This is a genomic window from Pandoraea sp. CB10b_02 (assembly GCF_002216225.1).
Classification (GTDB): domain Bacteria; phylum Pseudomonadota; class Gammaproteobacteria; order Burkholderiales; family Burkholderiaceae; genus Pandoraea; species Pandoraea nosoerga.
In genome coordinates this window covers 113,801-137,867 of the sequence record NZ_NJGW02000002.1, presented here as the reverse complement: position 1 = coordinate 137,867, position 24,067 = coordinate 113,801, and the positions used below count along the sequence as shown (strand labels likewise).

Here is a 24,067-nt window from a genome sequence, read left to right as displayed (position 1 = left end):
CGGCGTGCTTGCGCGTAGGTACTGCTCCTCTCATCCAATCGGATTAGCTGTTATTCGCTATTTCTGCCCCCAACCCGGTCTTCTAGACTGAACCTGCCGACTCGGGGGACCCAACGACACGGGGAACAAAAGAAAACTCCCAAGCGGCGTGGGGCCGTATTCCTGTCGCGCCGATCCGGTCTGAGACCCGACAAATGCGCGCAGGCACTGCTTAGGCAGGGAGTTAAGGTATGGCTAACGATACCGGGCGCACCCTGATTTACGCTTCCCGAAAGCACAACGATGGCCTGCTGTCGTTCCTTGGGGAGCAGGGCTGGCAGGTGATGCCGGCCAAAAGCGCCAGCGACGTGAGTCGCATTCTCAACCCGGGGGTCACCAGCGCAGCACTCATCGACCTGGCGAGCGGTTACAGCGACCGCGAGATGGGGGCGTTCGAGTCCTGCATGCAACCCGCCACGGTCGGCTGGGTGGCCGCGACGAATCCGGAGCAGCTCACGACCACGGCCATTCGCCGTCTGATTCGCGACTATTGCTTCGACTACATCAACGTGCCCTGCACGAACGATCAGATCGCTCATTCGATCGGTCACGCGTGGGGCATGGCATCGCTCTCCGATGTACCGATCATCACGCCGCAAGTTGGCGGCGATCAGGAAATGGTCGGCACGTGCGAGGCGATGCAGCAGCTCTTTCGCACCATCCGCAAAGTCGCCAATACCGACGCCCCCGTGTTCATCTCGGGCGAGTCCGGCACGGGCAAGGAACTGACGGCGGTGGCGATTCACGAGCGCTCCTTGCGCGCCAAGGGGCCGTTCGTGGCGATCAACTGCGGCGCGATTCCGCCGCACCTGATGCAGTCCGAACTGTTCGGCTACGAGCGCGGCGCCTTTACCGGCGCGAACGCGCGCAAGATCGGCCGTGTGGAGTCGGCCAACGGCGGCACCCTGTTTCTCGACGAAATCGGCGACCTGCCCATCGAGAGCCAGGCCAGTCTGCTGCGCTTCTTGCAGCAGGGCGCCATCGAGCGGCTCGGCGGCCACGAGGTCATTCCGGTCAACGTGCGCATCATCTCGGCGACGCACGTCGATCTCGAAGCGGCCGTCAAGGAAGGGCGCTTTCGCATGGATCTGTACCATCGTCTGTGCGTGCTGCGCGTGGACGAGCCGCCGCTGCGCGCGCGCGGCCAGGACATCGAGATCCTGGCCCATCACGTGCTGCAGCGGTTCAAGGGCGACAACCATCGCAAGATCCGCGGCTTCACGCAGTGCGCCGTGCAGGCCATGTACGAATACCACTGGCCGGGCAATGTGCGCGAGCTGATCAATCGCGTGCGCCGCGCCATCGTCATGGCCGACAGCCGCATGATCTCGGCCAAGGATCTCGACCTGCTGCCGTGGGTTCCGACGATGGTGCGCACGCTCGAAGAGATTCGCGCGGAGGCCGAACGAACGGCCATCGAGCAGGCTTTGCTGCGCCACTGTCACCGCCTCACGGACGTGGCTGCGGAGTTGGGTATTTCACGCATTACCCTGTATCGGCTCATGTGCCGGTATGGATTGCGGGGTGACGAATCGGGCGTGCCGGCCTGATGTCTTCTGGCGAAGAGAGGGCGGCCGTCCTGTGATGAACAGGGCGGTCGTTTCTTTTTGGGCTCCTGACGATCGCGCTCCTGCTTCCTGCTTCCTGGCCCCCCGATCCTTCGCGCGCAATCCCTCGAATTTCTAGCGATTTCTTCCCCTGGCTCGCGTTTCGCGAATCCTGCCATCGTCAATAACGACGGGCAATGGCGACGCGCGCGCACGTTCGATTTTTTTCGCTTCTCCATACGCATTGCGCAGTGGTGTCCGACGAGCACGCGTCGATGGCGACGTCACGCGTGATCGACGGCGATGCTTCGCCGCGCGCGTGTGTCACGACGCGATGTACTTCGCGAATCGCGTAACGCGCAGTGTCGCGCGGGCACATCAAAGATGAAACATCCGCGCGCAAAGCGCGGGCGCGGCGTTGCGCCCGAGTTCATGACGCTGGCGTGTCGCCAGGCGGGGGGTGTTCGAATTTGCCGCGAAACCGACACACGAGACCATTGCGCGACGGGCGTCGGCGCGACGCATCGCTGAACGCGCCGACATCATTCGTCGTTCGGGATGCTTGGGAATGGCGCCGATGACATGGCATCTGCGGCTCGCCGGGGCCGACGTATCAATGCTGAAACGTTTTCGCGCACATGGGTGCAACGACGGCACGAGCAAAAAATTTTCCATCAATGATTTCAGTCACTTAGCTCGCGTGGCACGGAAGTCGCTTTATTGAGCCCGGCAAGGAGGGCACGACGATGCGAATTCTCACTACCGACCTGCAGTACCGAGTGCGACAAGGCGCTGGCGCGCTTGCCGCTGCCGTCGCTGTGACCTTCGGTCTGTGCGCAGCCCCTGCACAAGCCCAGGAAGTCGTGCCCGCCGTGCGCGCGCCGTTCATGCAGTTGGCGATGCTCACGGGCTCGGCAATGCCCGGCGCACCGATGGGCGCAACATCGTCCATGTTGCCCACGTCGTCCATGTCGTCCATGTCGTCCGCATCCATGTCGGATGCGCAAGCCGCCCTCGTCATCGTCGACGCGCCGGTTGCGCTGCAGGTTACGCCAGACGACGTTTCGGCCGCGGCCAATATCGCAAGCCCCGCCGGCGTCGACGACAAGGAACCTCTCGCCGCCGCCGGCGTCGCCGGCGTTCCCTTCGCGGCTGCCCGTATCGACGACGAACAACTGCGCAGCCAGCGCGGGCGCAATCTGCAGGGCGGCATGATGCTCAAGTCGCCGGGCATGTCGCTCGCCAACGGCGTGACGCTGTGGGACGAACTGCCCGGCGCCGTGACCCCGACGCCGCGTCCGCAGCAGTTGTCGAACGGCGTGAACAATGTCCAGGTCACGCGTGTGACCTACACCACGCGGTGAACGACATGACCCAATTCTCAGCCGCGCATGCCGGCAGCCTTTTCGCCACGATGCTCGTGGCCGTGGCGCCGGCGATGCTCCCGGGCAGCGTGCGGGCCGAGCCGGCCACGCCGGGCGATCTCGTGATCGAGCGCAATATCGGCCCGCGAATCGCGTATCGCGGCCTGCCGCGCGAGCAGAACCCGATCGGCATTGCCGTCCCGGCCTTCCCGACCGGCCCGTTCAATACCGCGATGGGCGCCGTCAAACAGGTCACCGACAACGAACTCACCGGTCACGGCTCGGCCGGGCTCATCACGAGCACCGTGCAGTCCGGCATCAGCCCGGTGATGGGCGTGCTCGTCGGCAACGCGCGCGGCGGCAACGCCCTGAATACGTCGAACGGCGTGGGCGGTGGGTTCGCCGGCGCCATGGGCGGCTCGGGCGGCGTCGGCAGCATCGGCACGCTGGTGCCGTCGGTGATCAGCTCCGCGCTCGCGCCGCTCACGAGCATCAGTGCTGCCGGAGCGGCCAAATGAGCCCCGTTCAGACGAGCGCGCTTCGCGCCGCCGCCGCGGCCATGGTGGCGGTCTTCGCCGCCGCGGCCTTCGCCGATGACGTGTGGATCGTGAACGGCGAGCTCGCCGGCACGCACGCCACCGTCGAGAACGGCGTCGCCGTGGGCGTTTCCGGCGCCCTGGGCGTGAACCAGGCGGCCGGCGTGAACAACGTGCAGGCGAGCAGCGCAGTGCTTGCGACCGGCGGCGCGGTAACGGCCGGCGCGAGCAGCACCCAGCAGCAGGCGCTCGTCACGACCACGACCGGCGCGGCCAGCGCCGCGATTCAGGGCAACGCATTTTCAGGCACCTCGGGGCTGATGCAGATCAACCAGGCGAGCGGTGCCGGCAATCTTCAACGCAACGCGACCGTGATTGTGGTCGGCGATGCGTCTGGAGTGGCGAGCGTATCGGATACGGCACTATCCGCTGCGATCTCCAAGGGTGGCCCGGCTGGGCACAACAACCTCAACGATCAGTTCCGCACGGCATCGATTTCCGGTGACGCGTTTCGCGGGGTGAGCGGGGTGTTGCAGGTGAACCAGTCGGCTGGGATAGGCAATGTAACCGCAAATGTTTTTGTGCTCCGTCCCCCGGCGGGCACATCTTTTTAACTGGGTAACTCTCTCGTCAAGGAGATGGTCATGAAAACGAAAGCAATTGCAGCGGCTGCACTGCTGGTAGCAACGGGTTCCGCCATGGCGTCGCCCAATCACCAGCAATACAGCTTCTCGTTCATCGGCAACGAAACCAACGTCCTGAACCTGGTCGGCATCTTCGGTCTGATCGGCATTCGTGGCTGCGTGACGGTGGACAACACCGGCAACGCCGTCGTGCAGAGCAATCAGGTCGCCGACGTTCACAACGTCAACCTCAAGGGCCCGCTGCTCGGCAGCTATGTGACGGGCAAGGTGACGTATGGCGTGGACTCGAAGACCACGACGGTGTCGAACCAGGGCAGCGCCTACTTCCTCGCCAGCAAGACCACCAAGCACTTCGACGACTCCACGTCGTGGGTGAACGCGAGCGCCAACGGCCACCTGAACACGAGCCAGGCCTTCCAGGCCGGCGCGGCCTATGTGGCTGGGCAGTCGAGCTCCGGTTCGGGCGGATTCGTCGCGGGCGGCGGGTATCAGTATTCGAACATCGCCGGCGGCGGCTTCATCCTGGGCGGCGGCGTTCTTCCGCTGCCGGGCGGGGCGGCCCTGTACGGCGGCTATCTCGCCGGCAACTTCGGCGCGGGTCAGGCGTCCGCCTGGGGTGGCTATGCCTATGCTCAGCAGTCGCAGCAGGCAGCCGGCTTCCTCGCGGCAGGCTTCCTGAACACGCAGAAGAGCTTCGATGCGGCCTTCCACGCCACGCTCAACCATGGCAACTACTCCGTATCGGCCGACTCGATCGCGGCGGCGGCGCTGTGGGGCTTCACCGACACGTACACGAAGTCGACCGCCTGGACCAAGGGCGCGCTCACCTACCACGTCAACACGGCGCAATACCAGACCATGGGGGCGTCGGTGGGCAACGGTGCATTGGCTAACGCCAACGGCAACATCGGCGTGAACGTGGCGGCGGGCGCGGACAACGTGCAGGCCAACAACGTGGCGATCGCCTCGCTCAACGCCCAGCCGGTGTATGCCTCGGCACAGGTGTTCGCGAACCAGGCGTCGAAGGGCTCGGCGAGCATCTCGCAGTTCTACGTCAAGGCGAGCGTGGGGGATGGCGCGCTGGCCGGCGCGACCGGCAACGTGGGTGTGAACGTGGCCTCGGGTATCGGCAACGTGCAGTCGAACAACCTGGCCGCGGCAGTCTCGCAAGGCGGAAGCGGCTGGCATAAGGGTGGCGCCGCCAATGCCACGGCGCAAAGCGACCAGTCGGCCAGCATGAAGGCCTCGGGCGACTTCATCGCCAATGCGACGGTCGGCAATGGTGCGCTCACCTGGGCGAGCGGCAACGTGGGCGTGAACGTGGCCTCGGGTATCGGCAACGTTCAGACCAACAGCCTCTCGATCTCGGCAATCAAGTGAGGTACGCGACCGGTCCGGGGAAGTCTCCCGGACCGGTTTTTTCATGAGGTCAGTCATGAATGATGCGCGTCGTGCCGTGGTAAGGATCGCTACGGTTTGCGCTCTGGCGTGCGCAAGCGTGGCCGGGCACGCGCAGTATGCATCGGTGAGCCTGGAGTCTTCTACCGGAGTACCGGCGGTCAAGAAGATGCGCTCGTTCAAGTCGATGCACTACGTGAATCTGGTCCAGCAGGAATACGACTTCAGTTGCGGATCCGCGGCGCTTGCGACGCTGCTGCGCTATGGCTACGGGATCGACATTCCCGAGACCGAAATGATCCAGCGAATGATGGTGTTCTCCAATCCGGAAACCGTCATCAAGAATGGCTTCTCGATGCTCGACATGAAGAAGTTCGTCGAGACGCTCGGGCTCGAGGGGCGAGGTTTCAAAGTCGACGTGAGTGCGCTCTACGACCTGAAGATTCCGGTCATCGCGCTCATCGACGTCAACGGCTATCAACACTTTGTGGTCATCAGGGCGGCGAAGGAAGGACGCGTGTTCGTCTCCGATCCGGCGCTGGGCAATCGCATCATCGAGCAGGCCGATTTCGCCAAGCAATGGAACGGCTTGGTACTGGCGGTCATCGGCAAGCCGTTTCTGGAGGATTCACCGCTGCTCAAAGGAAACGAATCCCTGGCAACCAAGCTGCGCGACAGCGCGCTGGCGACCGGGACGTCACCGACCCCGATGGTGGACTTCGGCATCATCCGGGCGGACCTGTTTTGAGATCAGAACATCATGAACCGATATGTCCCGATGCTGGCCATTCCGCTGCTGGCAAGCGCCGTGCCGGCGTTTGCCGCGAGCGTGGTGCCCGAGAGCTGGACGCCCGTGAGCGATGATGTGCTCTCGCACGCGACCGGTAAGTACGCGCAACAGAACATGATCACGGGCTTTCAGCTCGTCATGCAGTCCCAATGGCAGATGCCGACCGGCGCGAGCCTGATGGCCACCGGCGTGCTCGACGTCAGCCAGAACGGTTCCGGCTATCAAGTGCGCACGGGCGCCTCGACCGGCATCATTCCCGGCCTCGCGAACGCCGCGCGGCCACTCACGCAGACCGTTGCGGGCCCGACGAGCGTGCTCGTGAACGGTGTCGCACAGATCACGCAGGTCGCAGGCGACGCGAACAACGCATTGAACAAGGCCGTCATCCAGTTCGCGCCCGGCATCTCGATCACCGCGCTTGTACCGGCAAGCGGGCAGGGGACGAACAGCTCGCAGACCACGCTCGGCAATCTCAACGCAAGCGTGGCGATCTCCTCGGCCGGCATGCAGATTTCGCTCAACACGCCGAACGGCAATCTCGGCCAGAGCGTGGCGGGCGGCGCCGGCGCGGCCATGAACCAGATCATGCAGGTCGTGCAGGTCGCGGGCAACGCGCAGCAGGTCATGAACACGATGCAGCTCAATCTGCAGACCGGTCCGCTCACGTCCGCCGGATTGCGGCAGGCCGGCGTGCAAAGCGCGCTGGCCAACGTGATCGGCATCCGCCGGTGAGGTGCCGGCGCCGATTCGAACGACAACGATAAGTGGGGCATCGCCGCAGCGTACCGGCGGCGAACAAAGAAGGTGATGTCGGCGAGCCGGGGGTTCGCCCCGAACGTGTCATCCCGGGTCTCGCACGCATCACTCCGCAGTCGGGCAGCAAGGTCAACCGTAGTCGGAAACACGTGTTTGTTGGATTGCGCGCGGATGCCCGTGTGCACCTTTACCCGGGGGGGATCATGAACACTCACCGTTTTTTTCCCGTTGCCGCTATTCCGTTGGGGGTACTGCTTTTCACGCTATCGGCCCAGGCTCAGGAGCATACGAACCCATCGCCGGACGACCGTCTCCAGATGTTGATGGACATGGTCGACCGGCAGCAGCGGGAAATTTCTTCTCTCAAGCAGCGCCTCACGGATATCGAGATGGCGCAGCGCGGGCGCGGCCTGACCGCGTGGGACACGGCGCAGATCGCGCAGGTCTCGCCCGGTGACGGCTCGGCCGCCGGCTCCGCCGGCACGCCCGGCGGCGGCGCGGCTGGCGCGGCCGGCCCCGTCACCGCCACGCCGATCGGCGCCACGCAGCAAATGCAAAAGAGCGAGACCGAGGCGCAACGCACGCCCGCCGAAGAGGCCGTGGTGCAGGCGCAGCATGCACCGTTGTTCGACCGCAAGCTCACCATCGATGCGGGCATCAGCTACAGCTACTACGATCGCCGCCAACTCGTGCTGAGCGGCTTTCTCGCGCTCGACGCCATCTTCCTCGGCCAGTTGAACCTCGGCCAGACGAAGGCCAACGTGTGGACCTTCGACGTCAACACGCGCTACGGGATCAACGACCGTCTGAGTGTGGCGTTCGACGTGCCGTATCTGTACCGCAACTCGGACTTCATCTCCGGTGGCGCGGGCGGGGCCGCCTCGTCGATCAGCGACATCAGCAAGAACTCGGCGAATATCGGCGACGTCAATGCGTCCCTGTACTACCAACTGGTCAAGGAAAATGCGAACTGGCCGGACGTCGTGGCGTCATTGCGCGTGACCGCGCCGACCGGCACCTCGCCGTTCGGCATCAAGCTCGGCACGCCCGATCCGAGCAACAACAACCTCACGACCCCGTCGCGTCTGCCGACCGGTAACGGAATCTGGGCCGTGACGGCCGGCTTGTCGTTCCTGCGCACCTACGATCCGATCGTGCTGTTCGCCAACGTGGCGTACACGTACAACTTCGCGCGCACCTTCGACGATATCTCGACCATCGAGGGAACGACGCAGCCCGCCAAGGTCAAGCTCGGCGACATCGTTCAGGTGGGCGCCGGCATGGCGCTGGCGCTCAACGACAAGACGGCGCTGTCGATCTCCTATTCGACGGCGATTTCGCGCGCGACGAAGACGGCAACGCCGGGCAGCGGCTACACCACGGTGGCGGGCAGCGCGACCAACGCGGCGTCGCTGAACTTCGGCATCAACTACGCCATCAACAGGCACTGGACGGTGAATGGCTACGTGAACGCCGGCATGTCGCCGGACGCGCCGAACTATGTGATCGGCGTGCGTTTCCCGTACACGTTCTGATAACGGGCGCTCGGCGCCGCGGCTCAGCGCGGGAAGCCGGGCGGCATGCGGCCCGAATTGGTGTTGACCCGCAGGCTCGTCGACTGCATGCCGGCAGCCGCGCCGACCTGCGCCGACAGCGCGCTGACGGCAAGCGTGCGCGGCTGACCCGGCACGGTGAGCGACGCCTGAGTGGGCTTTGGAGAGGGAGCGGGCGGGATCACTTCGTCCCACAGACGCACGTTGTTTGCGCTCGTAGGTGTGGCGTTGACCGGCGCGATGCCGACCGATGGTGCGCCGCCGACATTGCCGACGAGGCCGCCCTGGAGGTTGGCCGCGCGAGTGGTGGCGAGCAACGCGTCGCTCACGGCGACCGGCATGCCGCCGGCGCCCGTCAGTTCGGCATGGGCCGGACTCGCAAAGCAGGCGCCCGCCAGGCAGGCGATGGCGGTGCGCGACGCATTGATGGTGATCTTGAACATGGCGTGCCCCCCGGCTCCATCCTCCCAGCACTGCTTGTATTCTATTGCGCGATTCGAGAAAGGAAAGAGGAAAAAGTAATAGCGGAATCCGAGAATTCAGTAATCGATTTACGCAAATCGCGGTTTGTCGCGCAGAGGCAACAACGGTCGGAATCCGGCGATCCGGGACTCGCCGCCATGCGGGCTTCGCGCATAAACTGCGCTCAAAGCGAGACGGCGCCTGACGCGTCGACCCCGTGGCGAACGCTCGAAGCATGCTTCGGTTTTTGCCTCGGCCCGCCCACACGACAACATCCTGGCGGGCCGCGAAGAAGCGATGCGGCGGGCGTACAAGAAGCGGGGCGGCGGCGCGGGGCCGACCGTAATGACAGGGGAAACCATGCGTGTGCTGGTCGTGGGTGAGGCTGCCGGCTGGATGGGTGGCCTGCAGGTCGCGTTGCATACCGAAGCGAGCGCGACGTCGCCGGTCCTGCGTCAGGTCGATGAGGTCACGACGCAGGATTGGGTTTGGCTGCGCGAGTTGCCGTCGCGCCGCGCGCTCGTGCTCGACGAGGCGGTGGCGCGCACCCCCGCGCTCGACGCGTTGTGTGCGGCAGCGGCCGAATGTGCGCCGCCCGTGCCGGTCATCGTCATCGGCGATGCGGGTTTTCCCGATGAGATCATCCGCTGGTTCCAGGCGGGCGTGGCCGCCTGCCTGCCGTGGCCGAGTTCCGTCGCGCGGGTTCGTTCGGTCTTCGATCTGGCGTTCTCGGGCGGACGCTTCGTGCCAGACGAGGCGCTCTCGGCGCTGCTGGTGCTGTGGCGGCAGGAGGCGCTCGGCGAAGCCTTGCCCCTCTCTCGTCTGCCGGTGTTTCCGCTGGGTGGCGACAAGGCGACGCAACTGGCCGAATCCGCGTTGCTCGGCATCTCCCAGCGGCAATACGAAATTCTGGCGCTGCTCTCACGCGGCTTGTCCATCAAGACGATCTGTCAGCAACTGGTGATCTCCGAAGGCACCGCGAAGACGCACGTGTCGGCGCTGTACCGGCGGCTCGGCGCTCGCAATCGCGGCGAGGCCATCTATATCGCGGCGCAGCGCGGCGCGCGACATCTGTTCGAGACGTGAATCGACCGACGCGGCGGGCGGCGCTCGCCCCGCGATCGGAATTTTCGCCGGATCGTCTCGGCGCTTTCCCCGATCTGTTGCCATGCAGTTGGCCGAAGGCGGGCCGGCGCGTTACGATACGACCTTCGTTTGCCACCCATTTTTACGTCGCAGCCCGCTCGGGCCGTGATTGGAAGTCGACGGCCATCGCTGTCGACGCGGCACAGGAGCCTACGCGTTGTCCAAGTCGTCCAAGTCGTCCAAATCGTCCAAGCCGTCCAAGCCGTCCAAGCCGTCCGGGCCGTCCGGGCCGTCCATGCCGCTCGAATCTGCCTTGCCGCATCGCGGTGAATCCGCCGCCGCCGGCACCGCTTCCGAAAACGCCAGCCAAGCCGCCGCGGGCGCGCCTCCCGCGCGCGGCGCGCTGGCCGGCGTGAAGGTGCTCGAGCTGGGCACGCTCATCGCCGGGCCGTTCGCCGCCCGCATGCTCGGCGAGTTCGGCGCGCAGGTCATCAAGATCGAGGATCCGCAGCATGGCGATCCCCTGCGCAAGTGGCGCAAGCTGCATCCGGACGCGGCAGGCACGTCGCTCTGGTGGGCTGTCCAGGCGCGCAACAAGAAGTCCGTCACGATCAATCTGAAGGCGCCCGAAGGCCAGGCGATCGTGCGCAAGCTCGCGGCGCAGGCCGACATCGTAGTGGAGAATTTCCGGCCCGGTTTGCTCGAACGTTTCGGGCTGGGCTACGAAGCGCTGTCGGCCGAGAATCCCGGGCTCGTGATGGTGCGGCTCTCGGGCTATGGGCAGACCGGTCCGTATCGCGATCGTCCCGGGTTCGGGGCGATTGCCGAGTCGATGGGCGGGCTGCGTCACATCACGGGCTATCCCGACTTGCCGCCGCCGCGCATCGGCATCTCGATCGGCGACTCCATTGCAGCGCTGCACGGCGTCATCGGCGCGATGATGGCGCTGCATCATCGCAACGTGAACGGCGGGCGCGGGCAGGTGGTCGACGTCGCGCTCTACGAAGCGGTCTTCAACCTGATGGAGAGCGTGGTGCCGGAGTACAGCGTGGCCGGAATGGTGCGCGAGCGCACCGGCGCGTCGCTGCCAGGCATCGTGCCATCGAACACGTATGCTTGCGCCGACGGCATGATCGTCGTGGGCGGCAACAGCGATCCGATCTTCCGGCGGCTCATGTATGCGATCGGCCGCGCCGACCTGGCCGAAGATCCTGCGCTCGCGCACAACGACGGACGGGTGCCGCGCACGCAGGAAATCGACGAGGCGATCGGTGCCTGGACGCGCGAGCGCCGGATCGACGAGGCGCTTGCCGTCTTGCAGGGCGCCGACGTGCCGGCCAGTCGCATCTATACGGTGGCTGACATGTTCGCGGATCCGCAATTCATTGCACGCCAGATGATTCAGCGCCATACGTTGCCGGACGGCACGCCCGTCGATCTGCCGAACATCACGCCGAAGCTCTCGGACACGCCCGGCGAGACCCAATGGCTTGGCCCGGCGCTTGGCGCGCACACCGACGAGGTGCTCGCGCAACTGGGTTATGATGCCGGGCAAATCAAGACACTGCGCGAGAACGGCGTGATCTGAGCCGTTCGCAATGCGCGGGACCACGGGATGCAACGCCGTTCGCATTCCGTGAATAAAGCACGTCACACAAAGAAAGCACGCTGCAACCACGGAGACAATCACCATGCAAAGACGTCAGTTCGTCACGGCACTGGCCGCCACCGGCCTCATCGGAGCGGGCATTCGCCCTGGCTTCGCGCAGGGCAAGCCCGAGAAGACCAAGGTCGCCATCGCCGTCGGCGGCAAGAATCTCTTCTACTACCTGCCGCTTACCATCGCCGAACGACTGAACTACTTCAAGGACGAAGGGCTCGACGTCGAGATCTCGGACTTCGCCGGCGGCTCGAAGGCACTGCAGGCGCTCGTCGGCGGCAGCGCGGACGTGGTCTCGGGCGCTTACGAACACACGATCCTGCTGCAGGCCAAGAACCAGTACATCCGTGCGTTCGTGCTGCAGGGCCGTGCGCCGCAGATCGTCTTCGGCGTGTCGAACAAGACAATGCCGAACTACAAGTCGGTGGCCGACTTGCGCGGCAAGAAGATCGGCGTCACGGCGCCGGGTTCGTCGACGAACATCATGGCCAACTTCGTGCTCGCCAAGGGCGGCGTGAAACCGAACGAAGTCGCCTTCGTCGGGGTGGGCGCCTCGTCCGGCGCACTCGCCGCAATCCGCTCGGGCAACGTCGACGCGATCGTCAACCTCGATCCGGTCATCACCATGCTCGAGCGCGACAAGGAAATCCGCGTGATTTCGGACACGCGCACGCTCAAGGAAACGGTGTCGGTGTTCGGCGGCAACATGCCGGCCGGCTGCCTCTACACGAACGAGTCGTTCATTCAGAAGCATCCGAACACCACGCAGGCGCTGACCAATGCGATGGTGCGTGCGTTGCGCTGGCTGCAGACGGCCGGGCCTTCGGACCTGATCAAGACGGTGCCCGACGCTTACCTGCTCGGCGACCGCGCGCTGTATCTCGATGCGTGGGGCCGCGTGAAAGAAGCCATTTCACCGGACGGGCTGATTCCCGCCGACGGTCCGGCCACGGCGCTGCGCACGCTGCAGGCGTTCGACGAGACGGTCAAGGGCAAGTCGATCGATCTGTCGAAGACGTTTACGAACGAATTCACCAGGAAGGCCGACGCCAAGTACAAATGATGACTGCGCCGGCTCTCAGTTTCGACAGCATTACATGCACCTTCGTCGCACGCGACGATCGGGCAAAGCGCTACACGGCCGTGGCCGACACGTCGCTCGACATTGCGCCGGGCGAGTTCGTGTCGGTCGTGGGCCCGACCGGCTGTGGCAAGTCGACGTTGCTCAACGTCGCCGCGGGGCTGCTCGCGCCGTCCTCGGGCACGGTGAAGGTCTTCGGGGAACCGCTCAAGGGCATCAACGCGCGCGCCGGCTACATGTTTCAGGCCGAAGCGCTGATGCCGTGGCGCAACGCGATCGACAACGTCACGGCCGGCCTCGAGTTTCGCGGCGTGCCGCCTGACGAAGCGGCGGCGCGCGGGCAGGAGTGGCTCAAGCGCGTGGGGCTGGGCGGCTTTGGCGATCGCTATCCGCATCAGCTCTCGGGCGGGATGCGAAAGCGCGTCGCAATGGCCCAGACGCTGATCCTGGATCCGGACATCATTCTGATGGACGAACCGTTTTCGGCGCTCGATATCCAGACGCGCCAGCTCATGGAGAACGAACTGCTGGAGCTGTGGGCGGCCAAGCGTCGCGCGGTCCTGTTCATCACGCACGATCTGGACGAGGCGATTGCGCTGTCCGATCGCGTCGTGGTGCTGGCCGCGGGGCCGGGCACGCACCCGATCGGCGAGTTCCGGATCGATCTGCCGCGTCCGCGCGACGTGGCGGAAATCCGCAACCACCCGCGCTTTACCGAACTGCACGCCCAGATCTGGGACGTGCTGCGCGAAGAAGTGCTCAAGGGCTACGCCCAGCAATTGAAGGCGGTCTGAAACATGATATGGCATGCCATGTGGCAAATCACCGGCTTCCTGATGAGCGCATGCGGCTGGCTGCGCTGGCTCGACTGGGTGGACTGGTTCGATCTGCCGGATGGCTTCGGCCTGTTCGACTGGCTCGTGCGAGGGCCGCTCGGATCGCTCGTCTGATATTTCCGGAATTCGTTCGTCATGCGTAATCGTTCGATCATGCGGCACTTGCGCCTGTGGCAATGGCTGCTGCTCGTGGTGGCTTTCCTCGTGTGGTACGTGCTCACGAGCCCCACGCTGCTGCCGGCGTTCTACTTCGACAGCCCTGACAAGGCAGCCTTCTTCTTCGGCGAGCCCCAGAAGGTGCTGCTCCAGATCTGGCAGTGGTTCGCCAGCGGGGAAATCTATCTGCATCTGGGTGTGACCTTGCTCGAGACGGTGCTCGCGTTTGCCATCGGCACGGTAGCGGGGTTGGCCGTCGGCTTGTGGCTCGCGCTCTCGCCGGGCGCCGGCGCATTGCTCGATCCGTACATCAAGGCGGCCAACTCGATGCCGCGCGTGATTCTCGCGCCGATCTTCGGCGTGTGGTTCGGCCTGGGCATCTGGTCGAAGGTCGCGCTCGGTGTGACGCTGGTGTTCTTCATCGTCTTCTTCAACGTCTACCAGGGCGTGAAAGAGGTGAGCCCGGTCGTGCTCGCCAACGCGCGCATGCTCGGCGCCAATCAGCGCCAGCTACTGCGTCGCGTGTATTTGCCGAGCGCCACGAGCTGGGTGTTCTCGAGCCTGCACAACTCGGTGGGCCTGGCGTTCGTCGGGGCGGTCGTCGGCGAGTATCTGGGCTCGGCGCGCGGCGTGGGCTACCTGATCCTGCAGGCGGAGGGCACGTTCGACATCAATGCGGTCATCGCCGGGGTGCTGATCCTCACGGCGTTCGCGCTCGTGCTCGACGGGCTGGTCGGCGTGGTGGAGCGGCGTCTGCTCGTCTGGCAGCCGCAGGCCGGAGAAACCGAGAAGATGTGAAGTATCTGGGCGGGGCGCGGCCGCGGCGGGCGATGCCGCGCACGCCCGACCGGCAGGGGCGGTGGGCCGGCAGATGCCGCGAAGGCGTCATATCGGCGCACCTTTCCTCGGTTACAATTGCCGCATGCGAATCCTGCTCAGCAACGACGATGGGTATCAGGCGCCGGGCCTGGCCGCGCTCTACGAAGCGCTGGCGCCGCTTGGCGACATTACCGTGGTGGCGCCCGAACAGAACTGCAGCGGTGCGTCCAATTCTCTGACCCTGCAACGACCGCTTTCGGTGTTCAAGGCGGGCAATGGCTTTTCGTTCATCAACGGCACGCCGACCGACTGCGTGCACGTGGCGCTGACCGGCCTGCTCGATGAACGTCCCGACATCGTCGTCTCGGGAATCAACAACGGGCAGAACATGGGCGAGGATACGTTGTACTCCGGTACCGTGGCCGCAGCCACCGAGGGATTCCTCTTCGGCATCCCGTCGTTCGCCTTCTCGCAAGTCAACAAGGGCTGGGATCACCTCGAGAGCGCCGCGCGCGTGGCCCGCGAAGTGATCGAGCGGTACATGGAGCGACCGCTCGGTGCGCCGTTCCTGCTCAACGTCAACGTTCCGAACATACCGTATGACCGGCTCAAGGGCGCGCTCGCGACGCGTCTGGGCAAACGTCACCAATCGCAGCCGGTCATCCGCCAGGAGAATCCGCGCGGCGAAACGATTTACTGGATCGGTCCGGCCGGCGATGCGCGCGACAGCAGCGAAGGCACCGATTTCCACGCCGTGGCGCACGATTACGTCTCGGTCACCCCCTTGCAACTGGATCTCACGCATACCGCACGGCTTGGCGTCGTGCACGATTGGCTGGCCAGCGCAGGGGTGGCCCAACGATGACGACACCGCCCAAGCGTTTTCCTCTTGCGCTGGCCGAAGTGATGGCCCGCCGGCAACGCAAGGCGCCGGCGCTCGACAAGGCGTCGCGGGCGAGTCCCGCCGGGGCGCCGCCTGCCGCGATGATGCGCACGGCGATGCCGACAAGTCAGGGAAGCGGCAAGGCGCCGGCGGCGACATCCAACCATGCGGGGCACAACGGCCTGCGCCCCGCGGCCACGCCAATGGCCGGTGCGTCGGCGCGTCCTGGCGGTGCGCACGCGGCGCATGCGCTCACCCCCAAAGGGCTGTCGCGCCCGGCGTCGGCGCCCCATGTGCAGCCGGCACCCCATGGGACGAAGGCGCCGCCAAGGCCGGCGTCGGGCGGCGCATCGAAGGGCGGGGCGGTCGGTGCGGACGCTCGCGCTCGCGTCGCCGCGCCCAGGAAAACGGCCGCGGCCGCTACGGCTCGCGCGGGGACGGCCCCGCCATCCAACTCGCCCGACGGCATCGGGCTCACGTCCGAGCGCGTGCGGGCGCGCATGGCGGAACGGGTTGCCGCGTCGGGCGTCAAACACGCCGGCGTGCTCGCCGCACTGGCCACGGTGCCGCGCCATGGTTTCGTCGACGCCGCGCTCGCCAACCAGGCTTACGAGGACGCGGCGCTGCCCATCGGCCATGGCCAGACGATTTCGAAGCCCTCCGTGGTCGGGCGCATGATCGAATTGCTGCTGGCGGGGGGGCGCACGCTGGAGAAGGTGCTGGAAATCGGCACCGGTTGCGGCTACCAGGCGGCAGTGCTGTCTTGCGTGGCGCGCGAGGTGTATTCCATCGAGCGGGTTCGTCCGTTACATGAGCGGGCGAAAGCCAACCTGCGACCCCTGCGGGTGCCCAACATTCGCCTGCATTACGGCGACGGACGGCTGGGGCTGCCGGCCGTTGCGCCGTTTGACGGCATCGTGATCGCCGCGGCGGGTCTGGAGATTCCGGATGCGTTGCTCGATCAGCTCGCCGTTGGTGCGCGCCTGGTCGCGCCGGTGGGCGGCGAGCAACAGATTTTGACCCTGATCGAGCGCGTCGGGGCGCGCCAGTGGCGCGAGACGCAGCTTGATAGGGTGTTATTCGTCCCCTTAAAATCGGGCATCATCTAAGCCCGACGGGTCTATTCTGCGGAGGATTTGAGTGAATTTGCGAGCGGGTTTCCAACAACGCGTCGCCAGTGTCCTGTTGCTGAGCATGCTGGCAGCGTGCGCATCGCGACAAGTCGGGGCGCCGGTCGTCGACCGTACCGTAGGCGGTGTGGCGACCGATGGCAGTGCGGCTGCCGCCGCGCCTGTCATCGACAATACGCCGGTGCCGGCGGGTTATTACCGCGTCAAGCCGGGCGACCGCCTCTATCGCATCGCGCTGGAGAACGGCCAGAACTATCGCGACATTGCGCGCTGGAACAACATCCAGAACCCTGATCAGATCGAAGTCGGTCAGGTGTTGCGCGTGAAGCCGCCCGCCAGTGCGGCCTCCGCCGCGCCGAGCGCAGTCTCGAGCGGCGAGCTGCAACTCTCGTGGCCGGCCAAGGGACCGGTGATCGGCCGTTTCGACGACTCGAAGAACAAGGGCCTGAACATCGGCGGCGAGGCGGGCAACCCCGTGTACGCCGCGGGCGCGGGCAAAGTGGTGTACTCGGGCGCCGGACTGCGCGGTTACGGCAACCTCGTCATCATCAAACACGACGCCACCTTCTTGACGGCGTATGCGCACAACCGCACACTGTTGGTCAAGGAAGGCGACTCCGTCACGCGGGGTCAGAAAATTGCCGAAATGGGCAACTCGGATGCAGAGCGCGTGATGCTGCACTTCGAGGTGCGCCGCGACGGCAAGCCTGTGGATCCGATGAAGTATTTGCCGCCTCAATAAACTAGGCAGGGTCGAATGCTCAAGAGAAAGCGTCGTACTTCGCAAGAGGAAGACCTCGCTGCCCCGGAGCCCGATCAGGACATCGACGATCGGCAATCCCGGCAGGACGAGGATGTGGACGACGCTTTCGACGAGCGCGAGGCGGAGGATGACGACATTTCGTCGTCCGACGCCGCGGACGTTGTCGGCGAAGGCGCCGCACGCAAGCGCAAGTCCGCCGACGCCGACGACTTCGGCACCGTCCTGCAGGCCGAGCTCACGGCCGACACCGTTCAGCACTATCTCAACCGCATCAGCGTCAAGCCGTTGCTCACCCCGGCCGAGGAGCTCGACTTCTCCACGCGGGCGCAGGCCGGGGAATTCGCCGCGCGTCAGGTAATGATCGAGCGCAATCTGCGCCTGGTCGTCAGCATCGCCAAGGGCTATCTCAATCGCGGCGTGCCGTTGCTCGATCTGATCGAGGAGGGCAACCTCGGCCTGATGCACGCCATCGAGAAGTTCGACCCGGGGCGCGGCTTTCGCTTCTCGACGTATGCCACGTGGTGGATTCGCCAGAGCATCGAGCGTGCCATCATGAATCAGGCGCGTACCGTGCGCTTGCCGGTACACGTGATTCGCGAACTCAATCAGGTGCTGCGCGCCAAGCGTCATCTGGAAAAGAGCGCGGCCTACATCGACGGCGGCGAGCAGCGCGAAGCGAGCATCGAGGACATTGCCGATCTGACCGGCAAGACGCCGGAAGAAATCACCGACATCCTGGCGCTCAACGAGCACGTCGCGTCGCTCGACGCGCCGCTCGAAATCGACCCGGGCAGCAGTCTGCTCGACCTGCTCTCAGACGATCACAGCGAAGCGCCGGAGCAGGAGGTGCAGCATCGCGAGCTGGAAGACCTCATGCGACTGTGGCTCTCGCGACTGTCGGCCAAGCATCGCTACGTGATCGAGCGTCGCTTCGGTCTCAATCGCGTCGAGCCCGCCACCCTCGAGGAATTGGCCGACGAGATGGGGCTCACGCGCGAGCGTGTACGCCAGATCCAGCAGGAGGCGCTCGTGAAGCTCAAGCGCTACTTCGCGTCGAACGGCGTGCGCAAGGACGCCGTGCTCTGAGCGTCGACGGCGATTGCCTCGGGCGTTTCCCGACTTCACCGTGCCACGCGCATCCCGGGCGGCGCACGGTTGACCTTTTCCCAGAGTTTTCACATGCCATCTCCCGTACTCGTCTTCGATATTGAAACGATTCCCGACGTCGACGGCTTGCGTCGCCTCGAGCCGGCCTACACCGGGCTGTCCGACGACGCCGTCGCCGAGGCGGCATTCGCCGCGCGTCGCGAAAAGGTGGGGCACGACTTCCTGCCGTTGCATCTGCAGCGCGTGGCGGCGATCTCGTGCGTCTTTCGCGATCGCGACGGCTTTCGCGTGAAGTCGCTCGGCTCGCTCGAGGACGGCGAGGCGGCGCTGGTCTCGGGCTTCTATCGGACGATCGAGAAGTACGCCCCGCAGCTCGTGTCGTGGAACGGCGGGGGCTTCGATCTGCCGGTGCTGCACTATCGCGCCATGATCCATGGTATTGCCGCGCCGCGTTATTGGGACATGGGCGAAGACGATCGCGAGTTCAAGTGGAACAATTACATCAGCCGCTACCATCAGCGCCATCTCGACCTGATGGACCTGCTGGCGATGTACCAGGCGCGCGCGAACGCACCGCTCGACGATCTGGCCAAACTCTGCGGTTTCCCGGGCAAGCTGGGCATGGACGGCAGCAAGGTGTGGGAGGCTTATCGCGCAGGCAAGCTCGACGAGATTCGCAATTACTGCGAGACGGACGTCGTGAACACCTATCTGGTGTACTGCCGCTACCAATTGATGCGCGGCGGTTTGCGCCAGGCGGAGTACGAGCAGGAAATCGACTTCGTCAAACGATCGCTCGCCCAGGAATCCGCGCCGCACTGGAAGGAATATCTCGACGCCTGGGGCTGAAACCCGGCGCGCCGGCGGTGAATCTCGGGCAGCGGTGTACATGAGCGGCGTGCGAATCGATTAAAATGCCGGGTTTGCTGTCGCACATGAGAACGAATACGTGACCCGCTCCTCCCGAAACTCGCGCGGCCGGCCCGGTGCCGAGCCCGGCATCATCGATATCGAATCGCTCGACATGGAAGCGCGCGGCGTCGGCCGCACCGCGCCCGAGGGCGAGCCGGGCACGCCGGAGTACAAGCCCGGCAAAGTGATCTTCGTCGAAGGCGCGCTGCCGGGCGAACGCGTCACTTACCTGAGCTATCGCCGCAAGCCCAAGTTTGAACAGGCCGAAGCCATCGACGTGCTGCGCGCCAGCCCCACGCGCGCCAGGCCGCAATGCCCGCATTTCGGCAAATGCGGCGGCTGCTCGATGCAGCATCTGGAGCCACGTGCGCAGATTGCCATCAAGCAGCGTGTGCTCGAGGACAACCTCGCCCGTCTGGGCAAGGTGAAGGCCGAAGCGATGCTGCGCCCGATCCAGGGTCCGGACTGGGGTTACCGTTTTCGCGCGCGTCTGACGGTGCGCTATGTGCCGAAGAAGGGAGGCGTGCTCATCGGTTTTCATGAGCGCAAGAGCAGCTACGTCGCGGACATGGACTCGTGCGAAGTGCTGCCACGCCATGTCTCGGACATGCTCGTGCCGCTGCGCCGGCTGGTCGAGTCGCTGTCGATCCGCGAGCGACTGCCGCAGATCGAGCTCGCAATCGGCGCGGATGTGACCGCGCTCGTGCTGCGCATTCTCGAGCCGCTCACGCCCGCGGACGAAGACATCCTGCGCGCGTTCGCGCACGCCCATCGCGTCCAGTTCTGGCTGCAGCCGAAGGGCCCGGACACGGCCGTTCCGTTCTACCCCCTCGAGCCCGAGTTGCACTACACGCTGCCGGAATATCAGATCCGGATGCCGTTCAAGCCGACGGACTTCACGCAGGTCAACCACCAGATCAATCGCGTGCTCGTGCATCGGGCGCTACGGCTGCTCGAACCGAAGTCGAACGAGCGCGTGCTCGATCTGTTCTGCGGTCTGGGTAACTTCACGTTGCCGCTCGCCCGTCGTGCGGGCACGGTCATGGGCATCGAAGGCAGCACGGCGCTAACCGAGCGGGCGCTGGCCAACGCACAGCGCAACGGCGTGGCCGATCGCACCGAGTTCGCCTGCCGCAACCTGTTCGATATCACCCCGGACGATATCCGCGCGCTCGGCGCCTTCGACCGTTACCTGATCGACCCGCCGCGAGAGGGGGCGCTGGCCGTCTCCAAGGCGTTGGCGGTGCTCGCGCAGCAGGGCTACGAAGGATTGCCCAAGCGCATCGTGTATGTGTCCTGCAGTCCGGCAACGCTTGCGCGCGACGCGGGTCTGCTCGTACATGAAGCCGGCTACCGTCTGACGCTCGCGGGCGTTGTCAACATGTTCCCGCACACGTCGCACGTGGAATCGATGGCCGTGTTCGAGCACGAGAGTATTGGCAAGCCATGGGTGCCGCGCATGCGCGTGTCGGCAGCCGACGATTCGACGGGCGCTGTGACGGGCGAAGCGGCCACTCCGGATGAGGGCGTCGAGGCGATTGGCGGCGCGGCAGGCGGTGCTGGCGTGATTCACGAGCACGACGAGGACGAGGGCGGAATGAGGGCGCGCTGAGGGCGCGCCGGCGCGAGCGTGAGCGACCGCCCAACAAAAAAGCCAGTCCCTCGGGACTGGCTTTCTCGTCTCGGCACCGGTGCGGGGCATGCCCGCGCCGGCCGCCAAAGATGTTAATTGAAGATGTTAATTGCGGTTGCCGCCCAGCACGCCGAGGATGGCAAGCAGGTTGGTGAAGATGTTGTACAGGTCGAGGTAGATTGCCAGCGTGGCCGTGACATAGTTCGTCTCGCCGCCGTTTACCACGCGCTGCACGTCGAACAGGATGTAGGCCGAGAAGATGGCGATGGCCAGGACCGACACGGTGAGCATGAGCGCCGGCAACTGCAGCCAGATGTTGGCGATCGAGGCGAGCAGGATGACGAGCACGCCCATGAACAGCCACTTGCCCAGGCCGCTGAAGTCGCGCTTGCTGAGCGTGGCAACCGACGCCATCACGCCGAAGATCACCGCTGTGCCGCCGAAGGCGAGCATGATGAGCGACGCGCCGTTCGAGAAGCCGAGCACGAAGCTCAGCAAGCGCGTGAGCATCAGGCCCATGAAGAACGTGAAGCCGAGCAATAGCGCCACGCCGACGCCGCTGTTCTTGAAGCGCTCGATGGCAAACATGAAACCGAACGCGATCGCGAGGAACGCGATCACGCTGACCATCGGGCTGCCCGCGAAGAGCGCGAAGCCATAAGTCACGCCCAGCCAGGCCCCGGCGATCGTCGGCAACATCGACAGGGCAAGCAGCCAGTACGTATTGCGCAGCACCTTGTTGCGAACCTGAACGGTCGTGATGCCGCCGGCGCCGCTGTAGCCGAAACGTTGGAAATCCTGGTTCATATATTGAGTTCTCCGTGGTCGTTGCACCGCCGGCGGGACCGGCTGGCGCCATTTGACGCATACGATGCCGGCGTATGCCGGCAAATCCCCCGCAGCCGTTCGTCTGGCTTGCCGCTCAAGTTGAAGCTTACTCCGGGACGTCCGGAAAATCGCCTGGACGTTTCCGAAAATATTTGGGCGAAAAACCCCAATTTCAATCCACGGGTGCGCCGGGCGACCCTTCCATCATGGGAGGGCATCGAAATCGTCGCCTTGCATCAACTTGCCGAAAAGCCGGATCGCCCGGCCGTCCTGCGTTTGAGCGGTGTGCGTACTCTAGGTTCCGTCCCCATCATAACAGGCTTCGTGCTACAATTACGGGTTCATGTTGGTTATATAACTGCTTAATTTTTTGGAGTTTTTCATGGCAGTCGAACGCACTTTGTCGATTATCAAGCCCGATGCCGTTGCCAAGAACGTGATCGGCCAGATCTACAGCCGTTTCGAAGGCGCTGGCCTGAAGATCGCCGCTGCCAAGCTGGTGCACCTGTCGCGCGCTGAAGCCGAACAGTTCTACGCCGTGCACAAGGAGCGCCCGTTCTTCAAGGATCTGGTCGACTTCATGGTGTCGGGCCCGGTCATGATCCAGGTTCTCGAAGGTGAAAACGCCATCGCGAAGAATCGCGAACTGATGGGCGCCACCGATCCGAAGAAGGCGGAAAAGGGCACGATCCGCGCCGACTTCGCCGACAGCATCGACGCGAACGCCGTGCACGGCTCGGACGCCGCCGAAACGGCCGCCGTGGAAGTGGCTTTCTTCTTCCCGGGCATGAACGTCTACGCGCGCTAAGCCGCGTCAGTCGCTCGATAGCAGGAAGATACCGAAGGGATGTTTGACGGACTACGGCCATGACCAACCTTACGAATCTGCTTGATTACGATCCGGACGGTCTGGCCGCCTATTGCGGCACGCTCGGCGAGAAGCCGTTCCGCGCCCGCCAGCTTCAGCGATGGATCCACCAGATGGGCGCCGCCGATTTCGACGGCATGACCGATCTGGCCAAGTCGCTGCGCGAGAAGCTGCACACGCGTGCGACGATCGCCGCGCCGGCGGTCATCACCGACCACTTGTCGGCCGATGGCACGCGCAAATGGCTGCTCGACGTGGGCAATGGCAATGCGGTGGAGACCGTCTACATCCCGGAGGAGACGCGTGGCACGCTGTGCGTTTCATCGCAGGCGGGCTGCGCCGTCAACTGCCGGTTCTGCTCGACCGGCAAGCAGGGTTTCTCGCGAAATCTGTCGCTCGGCGAAATCATCGGCCAGTTGTGGATGGCCGAGTTCGCGTTGCGCCGCGACCTGGGGCGCGAGGGCAAGAACGAGCGCGTCATCACCAACGTGGTGATGATGGGCATGGGCGAGCCGCTGCTCAATTTCGACAACGTCGTGGGCGCCATGCGCCTGATGCTCGACGATAACGCCTACGGGCTGTCGCGTCGCCGCGTCACGCTGTCGACCTCGGGCGTGGTGCCGATGATCGACCGCCTGGGCAAGGAGCTGCCCGTGGCGCTGGCCGTCTCGCTCCACGCGCCGAACGACGCCCTGCGCGACGTGCTTGTGCCGCTCAACAAGAAATATCCGCTGCGCGAACTGATGGGCGCGTGCGAGCGCTACCTCGAAGTGGCGCCGCGCGACTTCATCACGTTCGAGTACTGCATGCTCGACGGTGTGAACGACACCGAAGCGCATGCGCGCGAGCTCGTTGCCCTCACGCGGGACGTGCCGTGCAAGTTCAATCTGATTCCGTTCAATCCGTTTCCCGAGTCCGGCCTGCTGCGCTCGAAGGACCCGCAGATCAAGCGATTTGCGCAAATCCTGCTCGACGCGGGCCTCGTCACGACCGTGCGCAAGACGCGCGGCGATGACATCGACGCCGCATGCGGTCAGCTCGCCGGCGAAGTGCAAGACCGCACGCGGCTTGCGCAGCGAGGAAAATTCGGGAAAATCGCGGTCGAGGTGCGTACCGTATGAGGTTGCGCATGGGCGGGCTTGGACCGTGGCGAGGGCCGTCGGCCCAGCGCGCGCCGTGCCGCCCGTCGGATCAGTCTCGCACTACAGCATTCCTT

At 65.0% G+C, this 24,067-nt stretch carries 25 protein-coding genes; 22 read left to right on the top strand and 3 right to left on the bottom strand.

The genetic code is table 11. The features are described 5' to 3' along the window. Positions 1-230: 230 nt before the first annotated feature. Complete coding sequence (locus tag CDN36_RS02405; protein ID WP_150556966.1) at positions 231-1,589, top strand: sigma-54 dependent transcriptional regulator; 1,359 nt, start codon at positions 231-233, stop codon at positions 1,587-1,589. A gap of 375 nt (positions 1,590-1,964) precedes the next feature. Here the strand turns inward: CDN36_RS02405 and CDN36_RS02400 are convergent, their stop codons facing one another. Then, positions 1,965-2,261, bottom strand: a complete 297-nt coding sequence (locus CDN36_RS02400) for a hypothetical protein (RefSeq protein WP_287495906.1) — start codon at positions 2,259-2,261, stop codon at positions 1,965-1,967. Between the two features lie 71 nt (positions 2,262-2,332). Between CDN36_RS02400 and CDN36_RS02395 the strand changes: the two genes are divergently transcribed. The 7 genes from CDN36_RS02395 to CDN36_RS02365 all read left to right on the top strand — a co-directional run bounded on the left by CDN36_RS02395 (position 2,333) and on the right by CDN36_RS02365 (position 8,609). Then, positions 2,333-2,950 (top strand): hypothetical protein, encoded by a 618-nt coding sequence (locus CDN36_RS02395; protein ID WP_287495905.1) that lies wholly within the window; start codon positions 2,333-2,335, stop codon positions 2,948-2,950. Between the two features lie 5 nt (positions 2,951-2,955). Further along, positions 2,956-3,468: a FapA family amyloid fibril periplasmic chaperone gene (locus tag CDN36_RS02390; RefSeq protein ID WP_287495904.1), complete on the top strand. Its 513-nt coding sequence runs from the start codon at positions 2,956-2,958 to the stop codon at positions 3,466-3,468. Positions 3,469-3,509: 41 nt separating this feature from the next. Beyond that, positions 3,510-4,100 carry a FapB/FapC family functional amyloid domain-containing protein gene (locus CDN36_RS02385; RefSeq protein WP_287495903.1) on the top strand — a complete coding sequence of 197 codons (591 nt, stop codon included), beginning with the start codon at positions 3,510-3,512 and terminating at the stop codon, positions 4,098-4,100. 30 nt (positions 4,101-4,130) lie between these two features. Continuing rightward, positions 4,131-5,510, top strand: coding sequence for a FapB/FapC family functional amyloid domain-containing protein (locus tag CDN36_RS02380; protein WP_150556961.1), 1,380 nt, complete (start codon positions 4,131-4,133; stop codon positions 5,508-5,510). 55 nt (positions 5,511-5,565) lie between these two features. Continuing rightward, positions 5,566-6,276 carry a C39 family peptidase gene (locus tag CDN36_RS02375; protein ID WP_241013875.1) on the top strand — a complete coding sequence of 237 codons (711 nt, stop codon included), beginning with the start codon at positions 5,566-5,568 and terminating at the stop codon, positions 6,274-6,276. A gap of 12 nt (positions 6,277-6,288) precedes the next feature. Beyond that, complete coding sequence (locus CDN36_RS02370; protein WP_287495902.1) at positions 6,289-7,050, top strand: peptidase C39; 762 nt, start codon at positions 6,289-6,291, stop codon at positions 7,048-7,050. Between the two features lie 227 nt (positions 7,051-7,277). Next, positions 7,278-8,609 (top strand): hypothetical protein, encoded by a 1,332-nt coding sequence (locus tag CDN36_RS02365; protein ID WP_287495901.1) that lies wholly within the window; start codon positions 7,278-7,280, stop codon positions 8,607-8,609. 23 nt (positions 8,610-8,632) lie between these two features. Here the strand turns inward: CDN36_RS02365 and CDN36_RS02360 are convergent, their stop codons facing one another. Further along, on the bottom strand, positions 8,633-9,070 hold the full coding sequence (locus CDN36_RS02360) for a hypothetical protein (protein ID WP_287495900.1): 438 nt from the start codon (positions 9,068-9,070) through the stop codon (positions 8,633-8,635). Between the two features lie 379 nt (positions 9,071-9,449). Here CDN36_RS02360 and CDN36_RS02355 point away from each other — a divergent pair, with 379 nt between their 5' ends. The 12 genes from CDN36_RS02355 (at position 9,450) to rlmD (ending at position 21,134) form a co-directional block, all read left to right on the top strand. Beyond that, complete coding sequence (locus tag CDN36_RS02355) at positions 9,450-10,175, top strand: helix-turn-helix transcriptional regulator (protein WP_241013876.1); 726 nt, start codon at positions 9,450-9,452, stop codon at positions 10,173-10,175. 295 nt (positions 10,176-10,470) lie between these two features. Then, positions 10,471-11,763, top strand: coding sequence for a CaiB/BaiF CoA transferase family protein (locus CDN36_RS02350; RefSeq protein WP_502920328.1), 1,293 nt, complete (start codon positions 10,471-10,473; stop codon positions 11,761-11,763). A gap of 103 nt (positions 11,764-11,866) precedes the next feature. Then, positions 11,867-12,898 carry an ABC transporter substrate-binding protein gene (locus CDN36_RS02345; protein ID WP_150556958.1) on the top strand — a complete coding sequence of 344 codons (1,032 nt, stop codon included), beginning with the start codon at positions 11,867-11,869 and terminating at the stop codon, positions 12,896-12,898. Then, positions 12,898-13,710 carry an ABC transporter ATP-binding protein gene (locus tag CDN36_RS02340; protein WP_150556976.1) on the top strand — a complete coding sequence of 271 codons (813 nt, stop codon included), beginning with the start codon at positions 12,898-12,900 and terminating at the stop codon, positions 13,708-13,710. Before CDN36_RS02345 ends, CDN36_RS02340 begins: the two co-directional genes overlap by 1 nt. 18 nt (positions 13,711-13,728) lie before the next feature. Further along, positions 13,729-13,866: a hypothetical protein gene (locus CDN36_RS02335; RefSeq protein WP_174966464.1), complete on the top strand. Its 138-nt coding sequence runs from the start codon at positions 13,729-13,731 to the stop codon at positions 13,864-13,866. Between the two features lie 21 nt (positions 13,867-13,887). Further along, positions 13,888-14,706, top strand: a complete 819-nt coding sequence (locus CDN36_RS02330; protein WP_150556957.1) for an ABC transporter permease — start codon at positions 13,888-13,890, stop codon at positions 14,704-14,706. A gap of 124 nt (positions 14,707-14,830) precedes the next feature. Then, positions 14,831-15,592, top strand: coding sequence for a 5'/3'-nucleotidase SurE (surE, locus tag CDN36_RS02325; protein WP_150556956.1), 762 nt, complete (start codon positions 14,831-14,833; stop codon positions 15,590-15,592). Continuing rightward, complete coding sequence (locus tag CDN36_RS02320; RefSeq protein ID WP_287495898.1) at positions 15,589-16,719, top strand: protein-L-isoaspartate(D-aspartate) O-methyltransferase; 1,131 nt, start codon at positions 15,589-15,591, stop codon at positions 16,717-16,719. The genes surE and CDN36_RS02320 overlap by 4 nt, the downstream gene beginning before the upstream one ends. Before the next feature lie 85 nt (positions 16,720-16,804). Further along, the gene (locus CDN36_RS02315) at positions 16,805-17,482 is read left to right on the top strand and encodes a peptidoglycan DD-metalloendopeptidase family protein (protein WP_287495999.1); all 678 of its coding nucleotides are present in this window, start codon (positions 16,805-16,807) and stop codon (positions 17,480-17,482) included. Positions 17,483-17,497: 15 nt separating this feature from the next. Beyond that, positions 17,498-18,589 carry an RNA polymerase sigma factor RpoS gene (gene rpoS / locus CDN36_RS02310; protein WP_150556953.1) on the top strand — a complete coding sequence of 364 codons (1,092 nt, stop codon included), beginning with the start codon at positions 17,498-17,500 and terminating at the stop codon, positions 18,587-18,589. Between the two features lie 93 nt (positions 18,590-18,682). Continuing rightward, entirely contained in the window at positions 18,683-19,459 is a 777-nt protein-coding gene (locus CDN36_RS02305) for a 3'-5' exonuclease (protein WP_150556952.1), read from the top strand. Between the two features lie 100 nt (positions 19,460-19,559). Next, positions 19,560-21,134, top strand: a complete 1,575-nt coding sequence (gene rlmD / locus CDN36_RS02300; protein WP_287495897.1) for a 23S rRNA (uracil(1939)-C(5))-methyltransferase RlmD — start codon at positions 19,560-19,562, stop codon at positions 21,132-21,134. Positions 21,135-21,260: 126 nt separating this feature from the next. Here the strand turns inward: rlmD and CDN36_RS02295 are convergent, their stop codons facing one another. Further along, on the bottom strand, positions 21,261-21,962 hold the full coding sequence (locus tag CDN36_RS02295; protein WP_150556951.1) for a Bax inhibitor-1/YccA family protein: 702 nt from the start codon (positions 21,960-21,962) through the stop codon (positions 21,261-21,263). Between the two features lie 403 nt (positions 21,963-22,365). Between CDN36_RS02295 and ndk the strand changes: the two genes are divergently transcribed. Continuing rightward, on the top strand, positions 22,366-22,791 hold the full coding sequence (gene ndk, locus CDN36_RS02290; protein ID WP_023596525.1) for a nucleoside-diphosphate kinase: 426 nt from the start codon (positions 22,366-22,368) through the stop codon (positions 22,789-22,791). A gap of 59 nt (positions 22,792-22,850) precedes the next feature. Then, the gene (gene rlmN, locus CDN36_RS02285; protein ID WP_287495896.1) at positions 22,851-23,972 is read left to right on the top strand and encodes a dual-specificity RNA methyltransferase RlmN; all 1,122 of its coding nucleotides are present in this window, start codon (positions 22,851-22,853) and stop codon (positions 23,970-23,972) included. Positions 23,973-24,067: the final 95 nt, after the last annotated feature.